Source organism: Actinobacillus minor NM305 (genome assembly GCF_000175195.1).
GTDB lineage: Bacteria > Pseudomonadota > Gammaproteobacteria > Enterobacterales > Pasteurellaceae > Haemophilus_A > Haemophilus_A minor.
Window position 1 is genome coordinate 70,735 of sequence record NZ_ACQL01000097.1, and the last position, 15,673, is coordinate 86,407.

The following is a 15,673-nucleotide window of genomic DNA, read 5'->3' on the forward strand; positions in this document are numbered from 1 at the left end:
ATACCGTGGGCTACTCGCCCACGGTTAAGTATAAATCTGTCCCTACGGGACAGGAAAATGCCTTAAGCTCCGTAGGAGCTTATTTATGCATAACCTAGGGTGTTAGCCCTAGGGCTTAAGAAAAAGAGAAAATAATGAACACCTTTACCCATATAAACCAAAACGGCGAAGCTAATATGGTTGATGTTTCCGCCAAGCAAGATACCGTGCGAGAAGCTCGTGCGGAAGCCTTTGTAACAATGACCCCTGAAACATTACAGATGATCATTTCAGGCAACCACCATAAAGGCGATGTTTTTGCCACGGCTCGCATTGCCGGCATTCAAGCAGCAAAAAGAACTTGGGAACTCATTCCCCTTTGCCACCCACTTCTGCTTTCTAAAGTAGAAGTGCAACTTGAAGCATTGCCTGAAAAAAATCAAGTACGGATTGAAGCCCTATGTAAGCTATCGGGCAAAACCGGCGTAGAAATGGAAGCCTTAACCGCAGCCAGTGTCGCTGCTTTGACGATTTATGATATGTGCAAAGCAGTACAAAAAGATATGGTGATTGAACAAGTTCGATTGCTCAGTAAAAGCGGTGGGAAATCAGGCGATTTCGTTGCCAAACCATAACATTTTGTAGGAGCAAATCATATTTGCCCCGATAATTCAAAATATCACAAGGGCGAATGTAATTCGCCCCTACAAATTATTGATAAGATTAGTTAAAAATGATTAAAGTACTCTTTTTCGCCCAAACCCGTGAATTAGTGGGCGTAGATAGCTTAGAGGTTGAAGTAACCTTTGCCACAGCTGAACAGCTTCGCCAACATTTAGCCGAGCGTAGCGACAAATGGGCATTAGCATTACAAGCAGGGAAATTGTTAGTCGCCATTAATCAAACCATTTCCCCTTTGTCTGCTGAAATTAAAGACGGCGATGAAGTGGCTTTCTTTCCACCTGTAACTGGGGGCTAAATGGAACAAACACTTATTCAAGTTCAACAAGATCCCTTCGATCAAAATGCGATCTATAAATGGTTGAGTGAACAACATTCCGTTGGTGCGACCACCCTTTTTGTCGGCAAAGTGCGTGAAATGAATTTGGGCGATAGCGTGTCAGGTTTATACTTGGAACACTACCCTGCAATGACCGAAAAAGCCTTGCGAGAAATTGTTGATGAAGCAAGAAGCCGTTGGGAACTGCAACGCGTTGCGGTTATTCACCGTATCGGACAGCTTTATACGGGCGATGAAATCGTCTTAGTCGGCGTCAGTTCCGCTCATCGTGGCAACGCCTATCACGCCAATGAATTTATTATGGACTATCTGAAAACCAAAGCCCCATTCTGGAAACGTGAAACCACCGACCACGGCGACCGTTGGATTAAAGGAAGAGAAAGCGACCAAGAGGCCGCTAATAAATGGTAAATATTTAACGAAAACAAGACCAAATCGGCTTACACGTTTGAGGTAATTCCAAACCTTTGCCTAATTCGATCCAACCTGTTGGGTAATGGAAATCTGAACCTGCTGAAGCATATAAATCAAATTCTGTTGCCCAACGTACAATTTGTTGTCGTTGGTCTGGTGTTTGCCCACAGCCTGCCACTTCAATACCATCGCCCCCTGCTTCTTTAAAGGCTACAATCAAACGGCGAAGCCAACGCCCCGTCATTTTATAGCGTAATGGATGCGCAATGGAAATCACACCACCGGCAAGATGTACGGTATCAATGGCTGTTTCTAAATCACACCACGTCGGTTTCACATAAGCTGGTTTTCCACCGCTTAAATACTTCTTAAAGGCGTGTTCGACATTCCGCACATAGCCATTATCAACAAGAAAACGCCCATAATGGGCACGTGTAACTTCTCCACTGGCTAAAGCTTTTGCGCCTTCATAAGCGTCAGGAATACCTAATTTTGCAAGTTTCTCGCCAATTTCGACCGCTCGTTGCTCTCGATAGAATGCCTGTTTTTTTAAAAGCTTTAAGAGTTGAGGATTTTGCTCATCAACATTTAAAGCAGCTAAATGAATGTTTTTATCTTGCCAAACAATTGAAATTTCAACCCCAGAGATCAATCGGATTGATTGGTTTTCTGCTGCTTTTTTAGCTTCCGCAATCCCAGCAACCGTATCGTGATCGGTAATAGCCAACATTTCAACGCCTTGCTCTACGGCTCTTAACACTAATTCTGTCGGGCTCAGTAAACCATCGGAAGCCGTTGTATGTGTGTGTAAATCATACTTCATCAATTAACCCTGCCTGTTTGAAAAATTGACGATATGCCTCTACCTTCTTCTCAAATTTAAGCGGATAGGCTCGAGAAGTAGAAGGCAAACGATAAAGATAAAGTGATCGGTCAGTCGAATAAAAATAAGGCACACATTCATTAGTTTTAGGCGCTTTAACCTTTTCTGCTAATAAACCTAACAATGTTTCTGTCGCTAAACCGCCCGTAGTAAACAACCATTGTAATTTAGGCAACTTAACTAACAACTCGTCCATATCAATCGGATCAACAATTTTTAGATCTTTATCTGCCGCATTCCCTTTTAAGCGAATAGCCGTTTTTGCTGAAGAACAAAGCGCAATACCCTTTTCGTGTAAAAACGCCTCGATCTTAATCGGATCAAAACGCTTTTCATCTCCTACTCGGAAATAATCACTCTCGCCATAAAATATCTGCCCCATAATCCGCCACATATCGTTTTGGAAATTAGGGTAATGAAATTGCATACAGCGTTTTTCGTTGGTAGGTGGAAAAGTGCCGATCATCGCCACCGTTGCATTCGGCGGTAAAATCGGCGCAAAAGGATGATGTTCGATAGGTTGAATGACTTGGCTCATAAAATAAAAGGGCTATCTAAAAATAGCCCAATCCTAACGGGGAACCGTTGTTTTGTCTAGTAAAATCCTTAACTCGTCAATTCATCCGCAATCACTTCCGCTTGTTCCAACACAAATTGGATTGCCTCATCGCATTTATCCGGTGGATATTTGAATAATCTCAACGTTACACGCACCAAGTTTCGCATTTTGGCACGCACTGCTTCTTTGTATTGCCAGTCGATAGTAGCGGATTTACGCAGTTTATCGGTAATCGCTTTTGCCAAGTTTTTCAAGGCATCATCGCCCAATTCTCGCACCGCACTTTCATTGCGGGCAAGGGCATCGTAAAAGGCAATTTCTGCCGGCGATAAACCCAATTTCTCCCCACGTTGCAAGCGTTCGGTAAATTCCTTGCTCATATTCAGCAACTCTTCCAACACTTGCATAATGGTGAGATTTTGGTTGTGGTATTGGTTTAACGCTTCTTTCAAACGCTCGGCAAAATCTTTTTGCACCGCCAAATTGCCTGTTCCTTTTTCATTGATTTGGCTACGCAAATAACGCTCCACCGCCAACAGCCAAAGCTCTTTGGTTTGACTGTTTTTGATTTTCTCTAAAAACTCTTCCGACAAAATATTGATATTCGGCTGTTCACGGTTGAGCAAATCAAACAGGTTAATCGCACCGCTTGCGTCCACCGCTTTATTCAATAATGCCACCAACTGCAACTGGCGTTCTTCGTTTGAAGCGGTGGAATTTGGCTCACGTTTTGCCAAAATCGCTCGCACCGCATCATAAAAGGCAAGCTCTTTTTGATATTGCTGAACATCGCCGTCTGCACCACATAAGCTAAACCCTTTTTTCGCCAAACGAACCGCTTTTAAAAACGCATTGCGTCTTGGGGTTTTCTCCGTTTTATCCGCAACCATTTGATGATCTAAGGCTAAAATATGGTTCGCCGCCAACATCACTTGCTGGAACAACGCCAGTTCATCTTCGATTTTCAAGGCATCACGCAGCTTAAACGGCTGATCGTTCACAGGTGTAGCAAACTGCCCACGCACAACATCAATATATTCCAACATCTTTGCCTTAATTTCGGCGATATTGTGGGTCATCTGCCCTTTGCCGTGCGAGCGAGTATATTGTTCTGTCGCTTCCCGAAGTTCGCTGGTTAGCCCCACATAATCCACAATCAAACCGCCATTATCACGGCTTTTGTTGCGGAACACACGGTTTACCCGTGCAATCGCCTGCATTAAATTATGCCCTTTCATCGGCTTATCAATGTACATCGTATTGCAACAAGGGGCATCAAAACCCGTTAGCCACATATCACGCACAATCACAATTTTCAGCGGATCGTCAGGATCTTTAAAACGGCGTTCCAACAGCTTTTTATCTTGCGAAGAATAGATATGTTTTTGAATTTCCGCAGGATCGCTCGCCGAGCCCGTCATCACAATTTTAATCGCCCCTTCATTCACATCATCGCTATGCCACTCTGGACGAAGTGCGGTGATTTTTTCATACAATTTCACACAAATCTGACGGCTCATCGCCACCACCATTGCCTTGCCATCAATTAAAGCGGTGCGTTGTTCAAAATGTTTCACAAAATCTTCGGCTAAACGGCTCAAACGCCCCTCTGTTCCCATTAATTTTTCACGCAAACGGAAGTTGTAGCTACTTTCATCATCTTCATCAATTAACGTTTGGGCTTCTTGCACCACATTATCAAACTCGGCACTCTGTGCAATCGGAATTTGCCGTGCTTCATAAATAATCGGCACTGTCGCCCCATCTTCCACCGCATCGGTAATATCGTAAATTGACACATATTTACCGAATACTTCCTGCGTATCTTTATCTTCAAGACTAATCGGCGTGCCGGTAAAGCCAATAAAAGAGGCATTTGGCAAAGCATCACGCAAATGTTTTGCATAGCCGACACGATATGTTCCTGTGCGATTTAGCTCGTTGAGTTTCACACTTTGGCTAAAACCATATTGCGAACGGTGAGCCTCATCGCTGATCACAATAATATTGTGTCGTTCGTTTAACACAGGGTGAGCCTGCTCGCCCTCTTGCAAACCGAATTTCTGAATAGTGGTAAAAATCACACCGCCTGTTTCACGCTTGGCAAGTTCTTCACGCAACGCCTCCCTGCCGTCTGCCTGCACAGGTTGCTGACGAATTAACGCCTGACCGCCTGAAAAGGTGGCATAAAGCTGACCGTCCAAATCATTGCGGTCGGTAACGACCACAATAGTCGGGTTGCGTAATTCCGCTTGCGACAACAATTTGCCCGCATAAAACAACATCGACAACGACTTGCCCGAACCTTGTGTATGCCACATCACCCCGATTTTGCCATTGCCCTGCTCGCTCGCCGCCCACAGCGTACAATCCACCGCTTCATTTACGCCGTAGAATTGATGATAAGCGGCAATTTTCTTCACCAAACGACCGCTTAAGGTTTGCTCAAACACAATAAAATTTTGGATATAATCCAACAAACTCGCAGGGTTAAGCAAACCACGCACCAAGCCTTCCAACTCGTGTTCAAAGGAAATACGTTGCTTGTTCTTCTCGTCCACCACACGCCAAGGGGTAAACCGCTCCAAATCTGCCGTGAGCGAACCGACCTTCGCCAAAATACCATCGCTGATCACAAGGGCTTGGTTATACACAAACAGATCGCCGATTTCCTGCTTATACGTCTGCAACTGATTAAACGCCTGTGGCAAATCCGCATTCTCTTTCAAGGGATTTTTCAGCTCCAACACCACCACAGGCAAGCCATTGATATAACAAATCACATCAGGACGGCGATTGCCCTTCCGCCCCAAAATCGTCAGCTGGTTCACCACATCAAAACGGTTCAGGCTTGGCTGTTGAAAATCAATCAAACGGGCAAATTCCACCTTTTGCTCATCATTTTCCCGATACTCCACCCGAACGCCCTCACGCAAGTAGCGATAGGCTTGCTGATTGCGTTCTGTTAAATCTGTAATATCCGTTTTGCACACCAACGCCACCACTTCGTCCACCGTGGCAGACGGCAACTGCGGATTTAACCGCTCCACAGCCTCACGCAACACCGAACGAAACACCACCTCGTCCGTCCGCAACCGCCAAGGATTTTCCCCATCAGCATTAATGGTCGAACCGTGCGTATAATCCCAACCCAATTCCTGCAAATGTTGCAAACAGGCTTGTTCAATGGTGTTTTCGTTAATGAGCATTGTTTTTTTCCTTTTTCATTTTATTTTTTCGACACAGATCGAAAAAATGATTTTTGATGGTTGATGGAATGTGTTTGGTTCCATCAAAATTTGTTCCAATTTTCGTTGAATTAAATTCGTTGGCGGACACACGCAGTGTGTCCCTACCAAATTAAAATCCCAATAAAATCAACCCCGTAGGGACACACTGCGTGTGTCCGTTACATTACAAATTAACCCATAGGGACACACTGAGTGTGTCCGTTTTAGGAGATACTGATGAATTATCCAAATCGCAAATCTGTCCGTGTAAAATGGGATACCTATCAAAATGGCTGTTATTTTGTAACAGTTTGTACCCAAAATAAAATTCATTATTTTGGCGAAATTCAAAATCAAACAATACAATTAACAACATTAGGTAAACAATTACAAAATATCATTCAAGACACAATAAATTTAAGACAAAATCAATTTATCGAAATACCTATTTTTACCGTAATGCCAAACCATTTTCATTTAATCATCACCATAAACAGTGATACAGACAAACATCAACATTATTTCGGTAACGGACAAAGCAACAATTTATCCGCCATTATTCGCGGAATAAAATCATCATTAACCAGTTTTGCCATTAAAAATCAAATTCCATTTAAATGGCAACCCCGTTTCCACGAACACATTATTCGTTCCGAAAAAGCATTCAATTTTATTTATGATTATATTCAGAACAATGTTATACAATGGGAACAAGATTGTTTTTACGGATAAATATTTTTTGAACATACAAAATTTAATTAAATCCAATCAACCCGTAGGGACACACTGCGTGTGTCCGTTATCAATGTTTTTTCACATTTGTGATTTAAATTAACATTTGCAAATTCAATTAAACCCAATCAACCCGTAGGGACACACTGCGTGTGTCCGTTATCAATGTTTTTTCATATTTGTGATTTAAATTAACATCTGCAAATTCAATTAAACCCAACCAACCAGTAGGGACACACTGCATGTGTCCGTTATCAATATTTTCGACATATTATTGATTTGATTAACCCCTCTGCGGACACACGCAGTGTGTCCCTACAACCACGGGGGGCAACGCCACCCAATTATGCCTAACCGATTGCGACAAAGTCGCTGTCGGGGTTGCAAAAATTTATGGGAATGTTACCGCTTGTTATTCACTATAAAGCCTCAATTTAAAGTCAATCATTTTTATTAAATAAATAAATCATTCTTGCTTCACTTTCATAATCTCTATCAGGATCTAACTCATATCCACAAGCTAGGCATACTCCACCAACCACATCAAAAGCATAACACTCTGGGCATTCGCTTCTGGGATCATCTCCATCAAGAATAGCTTTATGAGTTACACCTAATAGATCATAAATATCAAAAGTCTTCTCACAATGTTCACATTCAAGTTCTAAACTTTCGTACTCCCTTTTTATATCTTTTACCATTAATGAAAAACAATAAGGACACTTTATACGATCCTCATTACTATCTTTTAACATATCCAAGATAGTATTATTAGGAAAATCTATATTTTCTATTCTTTCTTTAAATTTTTTTAATCGAGATAACACTACACTTTCATTTTCTAGAAGAACTTCATAAATATTACTATCAATAAAATCTTTTAAATCAAGGTTGTTATCTGGATAAATATAATTATCATAAAATTCAGAAAAAAGATGAAAAGATTGAAAAACCAACAATGAAATATCAATATCATTGAGCATCGTGAAATGCTCTATTTTATTTCTATTAGAAACCAAGTTATTTAATTTCTGTGCATCTATATAGATATTTAATGCTATTAGATTTTTCTTAATACCATTGACATTTATTGTTTTATTGGGTGGTACTGTTCTATCATTTCCAATTCTTATATACATATAAGGGTCTTCATTTTCTCTTGCATAGTGAACCAGCTTATATTTGTACAATAAAAGTAAACCCGCTAAGAAATTTCTAATAGCAGATATTTTTCTTTTATCATCATCAATAGATAACTGATAATCTTCCACACCTAGTTGAATAGATTGTTTTGCATTTAGCAGTAATTTTTCTAATACTTTATTTACAGACATATTTTTTCTCCCCACTCAACAACTTAGGCAATAATTCATCTCTAATCTTTCTTAAGAAAATAATTTCTCTTGATAAATTTTCAATCTGAAGTTCATTTGAACTGCAAACATCATCGAAAAGTTTAATTATCTTAAAACTAGGATTTATAACCTTTATTGCTTTTAAATCCTTTTGGTTAATAGAACCAAAAACCGTACCTTCACCATTAAAAATATCAAATTCATTTTGTAAATTTTTAATTTGATATAATCCAAAACTCAAACTATTACTTTTATGACTTAGAGCCGCCAAACCTCGTCCAATACAGCAATCTTCCAATGCAACATTTAAATCGCCAACTGGAGCTCTAACACTCATCAAAATATTACCCTTTTTAGCCATTCGTTTTGGATCTGTTGTATATAATCTTGGTTCTGGGTAACGCCAACCAAATTCCGCCCGACCTTGATAAAACAATGCACCGTTACTTTCTTCATTGTAAGTTTCCCCTTTGGGGGATTGTCCCATTACAACATTATAGTTTTCATCAATAGTGGATAGTCCCCACCCCCTTGGCACTCCCTCTTCATCAAACCCACTCGGAAATGCTTCTGCGATTTCCCATAGTTGTTGGTATTGTTCGGGATTTGCCGTCTGCAAGCGGTGTAATTCTTGCGTGTTTTTACCACTGATCACTGCCATTGCCGCTTGGGTGGCTTGTTCAGTGGTTTGTCCGCTTGCCAGTGCGTTGGCTTTGGCGTGAACGGGGTCAAAATCAATAAACCAGCTTTTAAAAATCGTTTGGGCGATTTGTTCTAGGGTTTGGTTGATTTGGGTGTTGAGTTCGATTTTTTCATCTAATGGCGATACTAAATCTACTATTTTCTTTTGAATATCAATACTTGGAATAAGTAATTCTGTATTCTTAACAACCTGTCCTGATACTTCCTTAAATGTAGAACCTGTTGCTCTTGCTTCAAATAAAGGAATATTATGTTTTAATAAATAATAGAAAAATTCGGGAATATTTCCATCTTTTAAAACCAAACTCTTAAATCCCTGATTTGTAGATACTTCATTATCAGCAATAGCTACATAGCCAATAGGTGCTCTACTTGTAAAAAGCACTGCTCCCTTAGGTAATAATTTGGCACTACTATTCTCCAATCCTAACTTAGTGATATTTCTCTCGCCTTTTGAAATATATCTATTTTTGTATCCAGATAAATCCTTAGGGGTTATCCAAGGTATATCTCCATTAAAATACTCATCTACATCGGATTTAGGTGTTGCTCCACCAATAATATCTGCAACTTCTGATAATTTTTTTAATTCCCAACTACTCATACCCCAACCCTCCCAAATTCGCTTTAATTTTTGCTTCTAATTCTGCACTTTGCTTAAATTGTTGTTGTAAAAGCGCGGTCAGTTCTTGCATTTTTTCTGCAAATGGCACGCCGTCATCTTCTTGTTCGGCAGCACCGACATAACGCCCTGGGGTAAGGACGAAGTCGTTTTGGGCGATTTCGTCAAGGCTTGCGGTGTAGCAGAATGCAGGGATATTTTGGTAGTCGGCGGATTGTTGCCAGCTGTGGTAGGTGTCGGCGACTTTGGCGATGTCGTCTGCGGTGAAGTCGCGTAAGACACGGTCTTTCATGTAGCCAAGTTGTCGTGCGTCAATAAACAGCACTTCGCCTTTGCGTGCTTTGTCTTTGTTCAAAATCCAGATACAAGCTGGAATTTGGGTGTTGGTAAAGAGTTGGCTTGGCAGGGCGATCATCGCTTCCACAAGGTCGGCTTTGAGAATATTTTTGCGGATTTCGCCTTCGTTGTTGGTATTACTCGACATTGAGCCGTTGGCAAGCAACAACGCCATTCGTCCGTTTGGCGAAAGGTGGTAAATCATATGTTGTAGCCACGCAAAGTTGGCGTTGCTTTCAGGCGGTATGCCGTATTGCCAACGTAGGTCTTGGGCAAGGCTTGGATGCCACCAGTCTTTCATATTAAAGGGTGGGTTTGCCATCACAAAATCCATTTTTTTATCACGGTGTTGCGGATTGCTGAAGGTGTCGGCATTGCCTTTGCCGAAGTCAAATTCAATGCCACGAATTGCCATATTCATTGCGGCAAGTTTCCAAGTGGTTGGGTTGAACTCTTGCCCGAAAATGCTCACTTCGCTGACGTTGCCTTGATGTTCGCGGATAAAGCGTTCTGTTTGCACAAAAAAGCCACCAGACCCCATTGCAGGGTCGTAAATGCGTCCTTTGTAGGGTTCGAGCATTTCGATAATCAGGGTAACAATAGATTTTGGCGTGAAATATTGACCGCCCTTTTTGCCTTCCGCAAGGGCGAATTGCCCGAGAAAATACTCATAAACGTGACCAAGAATATCTTTTGCCGCCAAGGAAATCGGCTTGCCGTCTAGGGTTGGGCGGATGAAATTGGTATTGGAAAAGAGATCGATTAAGCCTAATAAAATGCTTTCATCGACTTTATAAGGGCTGATGCGTTGAATGACGTTTTTGAGTTTAGGGTTGTCTTGTTCGATAGCGTCAAAAGCGTCATCAATCAAGTTGGCAATGCCTTTAAAGGTTTTCTCGCCCCAGATTTTGTCGCCAATGTTAGCCCCTACAACGACTTTGATTTCGTCCCAACGGGCTTGTTGTGGTACCCAGAATACGTTGTCTTGGGCGTAGTTGTCTCGTTCTTCCAGTTCGGCATTGAGAATATCGGCAAGTTCGCTTTCGCTGTAAGCGGTCGGATCGAGATAAAAATCGGACGTTGGATCGGTGTAGCGTTGTTTGATGATGTCTTGTTGTGCCGAGAAGCTGTCGGAAACGTATTTTAAGAAGATTAAACCGAGAACAATGTGTTTGTAGTTGGCAGCGTCAAGCTGTTGGCGAAGTTTATCGGCGGCTTTCCAAAGGTCGGCATCGAGTTTGTTGAGAAAGGCTTGTTGATCTGCTTGCTGAGTAGCTAAATTTTCAGCCAGATGTGCTGTGCTGTGCTGTGCTGTGCTGTGCATTATACTATATCTCCGTAAAAAATTCCAGTGTATAGGGATACACATAGTGTATCCTAGACTGATGATAAACCTCAAATAAATAACATTGTTGTAGGGGCGAAATATCTTTCGCCCTTAATTGTTCAGGGCGAAAGATATTTCGCCCCTACAAAATTAGAAAATGGAGTAAATGTTATTTTACCTACAACCATTGGTCATATTAAGATATTTTGATAACCAAAATATCTCAAATTTTTTAAATAAAAAAGTTTGTCAGTAATCTGGGGCACACGTAGCGTGTTCCAGACCGTTGACAAACCCTATACGAGCCGTATAGGGTTACTTAATCTGAGCCGCTCTGCGGCTCTTCCTTTCAGCCCCAGCGGGGCTGGGCTTAATGAACCTAGCACGGCTCGTGCTAGGTTATTGCTCAAATATAACCTTTGTCAGTAATCTGAGACACACGCAGTGTGTCTCTACAATGTTGGATTATTGATATTTGTAAAAACGAAATCCGAAGTATTTGAGGGACACTATCATGTCCCCATATTCAAATGTGATTACGCCATATCCTTTAATACCTTAATCAAGGCTTTAAAGAAACGGTCGTTCTCTTCCGGTAAACCGATACTAATACGTAGATGATTTGGCATACCGTAACCAGCGATTGGGCGGACAATCACGCCTTCACGCAATAGGGCTTCATAAATCGGCGCTGCCGGTTGTTTGAAGTCAATCGTAATAAAGTTGCCTTTTGATGGGATATACTCTAAGCCTTGCGCTTGGCAAAATGCTTCGTAGCGAGCCATTTCCAAGCGGTTATTTTCAGCGACTTTTTTGACAAATTCATCATCATTCATTACCGCAACAGCTGAAGCTAATGCAAGGCTGTTGCAGTTAAATGGTTGGCGAACTCGGTTCAGTAAATCGGCAATTTCAGGGTTAGACACCGCATACCCAATACGTAAACCGGCTAATCCGTAGGCTTTAGAAAGCGAACGGGAGATAATGAGGTTCGGGTATTTTTGTAATAATCCGAAAGAATTTAACCGCTCGTTTTCTGCGGTAAATTCCGTGTAGGCTTCGTCCAACACAACAATCACATTTTCAGGTACTTGAGCTAAGAAGCGATCAACTTCTGCTTCTGTTAAGAAATTACCTGTTGGGTTGTTTGGATTGGCGATAAAAATCAGTTTGGTTTTTTCATTGATTGCCGCAAGGAAGCCATCTAAATCGTGTCCCCAATTTTTTGCAGGGATCTCACGTGCAACTGCGTTGATCGCTTTGGTTACGAGAGGGTAAACAATAAATGCATATTGGGAATAGATAATTTCATCTTTTTCGCCGGCAAATGTATGGGCAAAAAGCTCTAATAAGTCATTTGAGCCATTGCCTAATGTAACTTGATTTGGTGCGACACCAAATTTTTTTGATACAGCAGCTTTTAATTCAAAGCCGTTTGCGTCCGGATAGCGAGTGAGATCGTTAAGTTGGTTGATAATCGCTTGTTTGGCACTTTCCGGAAAACCAAATGGGTTCTCATTTGAGGCAAGTTTGATGATGTTGGTAATGCCGAGTTCTCGTTCAAGTTCTTCAATCGGTTTACCTGCTTGGTAAGGCGAAAGTGATTTTACGCCTTCATTGGCAATGTTGATGTATTGCATAGCGATCCTTTGATGATTGTTTGTTGAGGGGTATTTCCCTCCCTATATTGACTGTACAACTCTCTCCCTCAAGGGGAGAGAGTTTGAGATTTACGCATTCTCTTTTGCAAATTTATCCATAAAGGCAATTAATGCTTCAACGCCTTCAATCGGCATTGCATTATAGATAGAAGCACGCATACCACCTAACACTTTATGTCCTTTTAAGGCTTGTAAACCACAAGCGGTTGCTTCTGCCACGAATTTTGCATTCAGTTCATCATTATCTGTGCTAAAGGTTACATTCATTACTGAACGGTTTGGCTTCGCAATGTAGTTGCGGTAGAAGGTGCTGTTATCTAAGTATTGATAAAGTTTTTCCGCTTTTACTTCATTACGTTTTTCAACGCTCTCTAAGCCACCTTCGGCTAATAAATGTTTGAACACTAATGAGCAAAGATACCACGCAAAGGTTGGTGGGGTATTAATCATTGAGTCCGCATTAGCTTGTGTTTCATAGTTCCAAATAGAAGGCGTTGCTTGACGTGCTTTACCAATAAGATCTTCACGCACGATCACAATCGTAATACCTGCCGGCCCTAAATTTTTCTGCGCGCCTGCATAAATTAAGCCAAATTTACTAATATCAATTTTACGAGAAAGAATATCAGATGACATATCCGCCACTAATACCGCATTGCCTACGTTTGGAAGATCTTTAAATTGAACACCGGTGATGGTTTCGTTGGTGCAATAATGGACATAGTCATATTGGTCAGCAATGTCGCTGAAATCAGTGCGAGTAATCGAAATCACGCCATTTTCATCTTTTTCCGTAATGTTAAGCTCGTCAATCTCACAGAAATTACGTGCTTCTTTTGCTGCCATACCAGACCAGTGTCCGCTATTTAAGTAGAGAGCCTTGCCTTTTGTGCCAATTAAGTTCATTGGAATGGCTGCAAATTGCCCTCTTGCACCGCCTTGCAGGAATAAAATTTTGTAGTTGTCCGGAATGTTAAATAATTGGCGGAAGTCTTTATCGGCTTCTGCAATCAGTTCCATAAAAAGTTTGCCACGGTGGCTTACTTCCATCACTGAAGTACCTTGACCTTGCCAGTTTAAAAGCTCTTTTTGAGCGTGTTCTAAAACGGCTTTCGGCATCATTGCCGGACCTGCGCTGAAATTGTAAACTTGTGTCATTGTGTTTGCCTCTTTTTTAAATGAAAGTGGTTCCATTCTAGCGAAAACGTTTTACATTGCAAATAACAAGCGGTTTAATTTGCAAGATTTTTTACAAATTAAACCGCTTGAAATTTTACCTAGCGTTACAATGTTGCGTTATTTAGATCGTTTGATGCCTGTTTTGAACGATATTCTAAAATAATATCCATTGTTCGTTGTTTTTGTCGTAACGCCGATTCAATATCACTTTGGACAAGCAAGATATAAATCAAATCTAACACGAAAAGTTGCGCCATTTTTGTGCCTAATGAGTCGCCTTGAATTTGCCCTTGGCGATTTCCGTTAATTAGCACGTAATCAGCAACATCAGTAATCGGCGAGCGAAGATTATGCGTTAAAGCAATGGTGGTTGCACCATTGGCTTTTGCTAGGCGTAAACCTCGATTGGTCTCCTCTGAATAACCGGAATGGCTGATGCCTATCACGACATCATCTGGTTTGAGCAACACGGCCTGCATATAGATGAAGTGGTTATTACTGATTGCATCAACCTGAAAACCAATTCGCATGAGTTTATATTTAAAATCTTCTGCAGTTAATCCTGATGCGCCTGAGCCAAAGATAAAAATACGTTTGGCTTTTTTCAATGCTTGAACTGCTTTTTCTAATTCATCAAAATCTAATAAGTTCAATGTTTCACTGATAACATTGTTTAGACTGGTTTGAAGCTTCGTTCCAATTTCTCGAGAGGTATCTTGCTCTAAAACATCGGTTTCAAGCAATACTCGCTTATCTTTTTCTTGGGTTGCCAACTCAATCGCTAAATCTAACTTGAAATCCGTATAGCCTTTATAGCCTAATGTACGACAAAAGCGAATGAACGTGGCTTCGCCAACATCAAGTTGGGTTGCTACTTCAGACAAAGAGCATTGATTTAACAGTTGTGGTTGAGAAAGAATCGCTGCCGCAATTTTCTTTTCGGTTTTTGTTAAACTGGTTTGTAGCGCACCTATGGTATCCAGAATTTTTCCTCGGGCAGACATTGTTTGCCTCCTTTCGTTATAAAAGGGTAACCGGCACTTTTACCACTAATTTTTTTAATTGTGCATTTTTGCCATTTACACTATTTCCCGGTTTGTGTGGTTCGTAAGGCAGAAAAATTGCAAACATATTAGGTTGAAGTACCAAGTCATTTTTATGATCGATCATCTCTGTTAATTGGTAATCATCTTCTTCTCGATATTCATCAAACTTTGTTAAATCAGGTTCTGATAAACCGTATTCGATCATCTCTGTGCCAGAAATGAGGAGTTGAATATCAATAAATTTACGGTGCATTTCTGCTTTTTTATCTTCAGCTGGGGAGGTTTCAAACGCCATCACATTCATTCGAATACCCTCTTCTAAATCTTGCCAACCTAACGGAAGATTAACTAAGTCAAGCGATTTTAGTTTTTCGCAAAGACGTGCAAAAATAGGAGGGAGAGATTTGGCATAATCTGCACGAGAAAGATCACCTAGTAACATATTGTATCCTTAATTAAAGTGGAGTTGATTTACTCCAAAACAAAATCATTTGAAGTTCTACTTCAGTATGGCTAGAGTAAATTTTTTGAGGAAAAATAACAAGAAGAAATCATAAAAAATGAGAAGTGGATCAAATTTTATCTTTGCTTATTAACAAAAAAAGACACTTTCGTGCCTTTTTTGCA

Annotated in this window: 14 protein-coding genes; 4 read left to right on the plus strand and 10 right to left on the minus strand. The window is 40.9% G+C overall.

Features of this window, described 5'->3' with window-relative positions; all coding sequences use genetic code 11:
* Nucleotides 1–134: 134 nt before the first annotated feature.
* From moaC to moaE, 3 genes are all read left to right on the plus strand, one after another.
* Nucleotides 135–614: a cyclic pyranopterin monophosphate synthase MoaC gene (moaC, locus tag AM305_RS06230; protein ID WP_005824181.1), complete on the plus strand. Its 480-nt coding sequence runs from the start codon at nt 135–137 to the stop codon at nt 612–614.
* 98 nt (nt 615–712) lie between these two features.
* A complete protein-coding gene (gene moaD, locus AM305_RS06235; protein WP_005824183.1) occupies nt 713–958 on the plus strand; it encodes a molybdopterin synthase sulfur carrier subunit in 246 nt (81 codons plus the stop codon).
* Complete coding sequence (gene moaE, locus AM305_RS06240; protein WP_005824184.1) at nt 959–1,411, plus strand: molybdopterin synthase catalytic subunit MoaE; 453 nt, start codon at nt 959–961, stop codon at nt 1,409–1,411.
* A 4-nt stretch (nt 1,412–1,415) separates the two neighbouring features.
* Here moaE and rnm read toward each other — a convergent pair whose 3' ends face one another.
* From rnm to AM305_RS06255, 3 genes are all read right to left on the minus strand, one after another.
* Nucleotides 1,416–2,237 carry an RNase RNM gene (rnm, locus tag AM305_RS06245; RefSeq protein WP_005824187.1) on the minus strand — a complete coding sequence of 274 codons (822 nt, stop codon included), beginning with the start codon at nt 2,235–2,237 and terminating at the stop codon, nt 1,416–1,418.
* Entirely contained in the window at nt 2,227–2,835 is a 609-nt protein-coding gene (locus AM305_RS06250) for a hypothetical protein (RefSeq protein ID WP_005824188.1), read from the minus strand. The genes rnm and AM305_RS06250 overlap by 11 nt, the downstream gene beginning before the upstream one ends.
* A gap of 68 nt (nt 2,836–2,903) precedes the next feature.
* Nucleotides 2,904–6,065, minus strand: a complete 3,162-nt coding sequence (locus tag AM305_RS06255) for a type I restriction endonuclease subunit R (protein ID WP_005824190.1) — start codon at nt 6,063–6,065, stop codon at nt 2,904–2,906.
* 258 nt (nt 6,066–6,323) lie between these two features.
* Between AM305_RS06255 and AM305_RS06260 the strand changes: the two genes are divergently transcribed.
* The gene (locus AM305_RS06260; RefSeq protein ID WP_005824192.1) at nt 6,324–6,818 is read left to right on the plus strand and encodes a transposase; all 495 of its coding nucleotides are present in this window, start codon (nt 6,324–6,326) and stop codon (nt 6,816–6,818) included.
* Between the two features lie 440 nt (nt 6,819–7,258).
* Here the strand turns inward: AM305_RS06260 and AM305_RS06265 are convergent, their stop codons facing one another.
* From AM305_RS06265 to nanQ, 7 genes are all read right to left on the minus strand, one after another.
* Nucleotides 7,259–8,152 carry a hypothetical protein gene (locus tag AM305_RS06265; protein ID WP_005824193.1) on the minus strand — a complete coding sequence of 298 codons (894 nt, stop codon included), beginning with the start codon at nt 8,150–8,152 and terminating at the stop codon, nt 7,259–7,261.
* Complete coding sequence (locus tag AM305_RS06270) at nt 8,139–9,479, minus strand: restriction endonuclease subunit S (RefSeq protein ID WP_005824195.1); 1,341 nt, start codon at nt 9,477–9,479, stop codon at nt 8,139–8,141. The genes AM305_RS06265 and AM305_RS06270 overlap by 14 nt, the downstream gene beginning before the upstream one ends.
* Entirely contained in the window at nt 9,472–11,157 is a 1,686-nt protein-coding gene (locus AM305_RS06275) for a class I SAM-dependent DNA methyltransferase (protein WP_005824196.1), read from the minus strand. The genes AM305_RS06270 and AM305_RS06275 overlap by 8 nt, the downstream gene beginning before the upstream one ends.
* Nucleotides 11,158–11,696: 539 nt before the next feature.
* A complete protein-coding gene (hisC, locus tag AM305_RS06280) occupies nt 11,697–12,800 on the minus strand; it encodes a histidinol-phosphate transaminase (RefSeq protein WP_005819372.1) in 1,104 nt (367 codons plus the stop codon).
* Nucleotides 12,801–12,890: 90 nt separating this feature from the next.
* On the minus strand, nt 12,891–13,979 hold the full coding sequence (gene serC / locus AM305_RS06285) for a 3-phosphoserine/phosphohydroxythreonine transaminase (RefSeq protein ID WP_005824198.1): 1,089 nt from the start codon (nt 13,977–13,979) through the stop codon (nt 12,891–12,893).
* A 125-nt stretch (nt 13,980–14,104) separates the two neighbouring features.
* Entirely contained in the window at nt 14,105–15,004 is a 900-nt protein-coding gene (locus AM305_RS06290) for a MurR/RpiR family transcriptional regulator (protein ID WP_005824201.1), read from the minus strand.
* 16 nt (nt 15,005–15,020) lie between these two features.
* Nucleotides 15,021–15,488 (minus strand): N-acetylneuraminate anomerase, encoded by a 468-nt coding sequence (gene nanQ, locus AM305_RS06295; RefSeq protein WP_005824203.1) that lies wholly within the window; start codon nt 15,486–15,488, stop codon nt 15,021–15,023.
* Nucleotides 15,489–15,673: the final 185 nt, after the last annotated feature.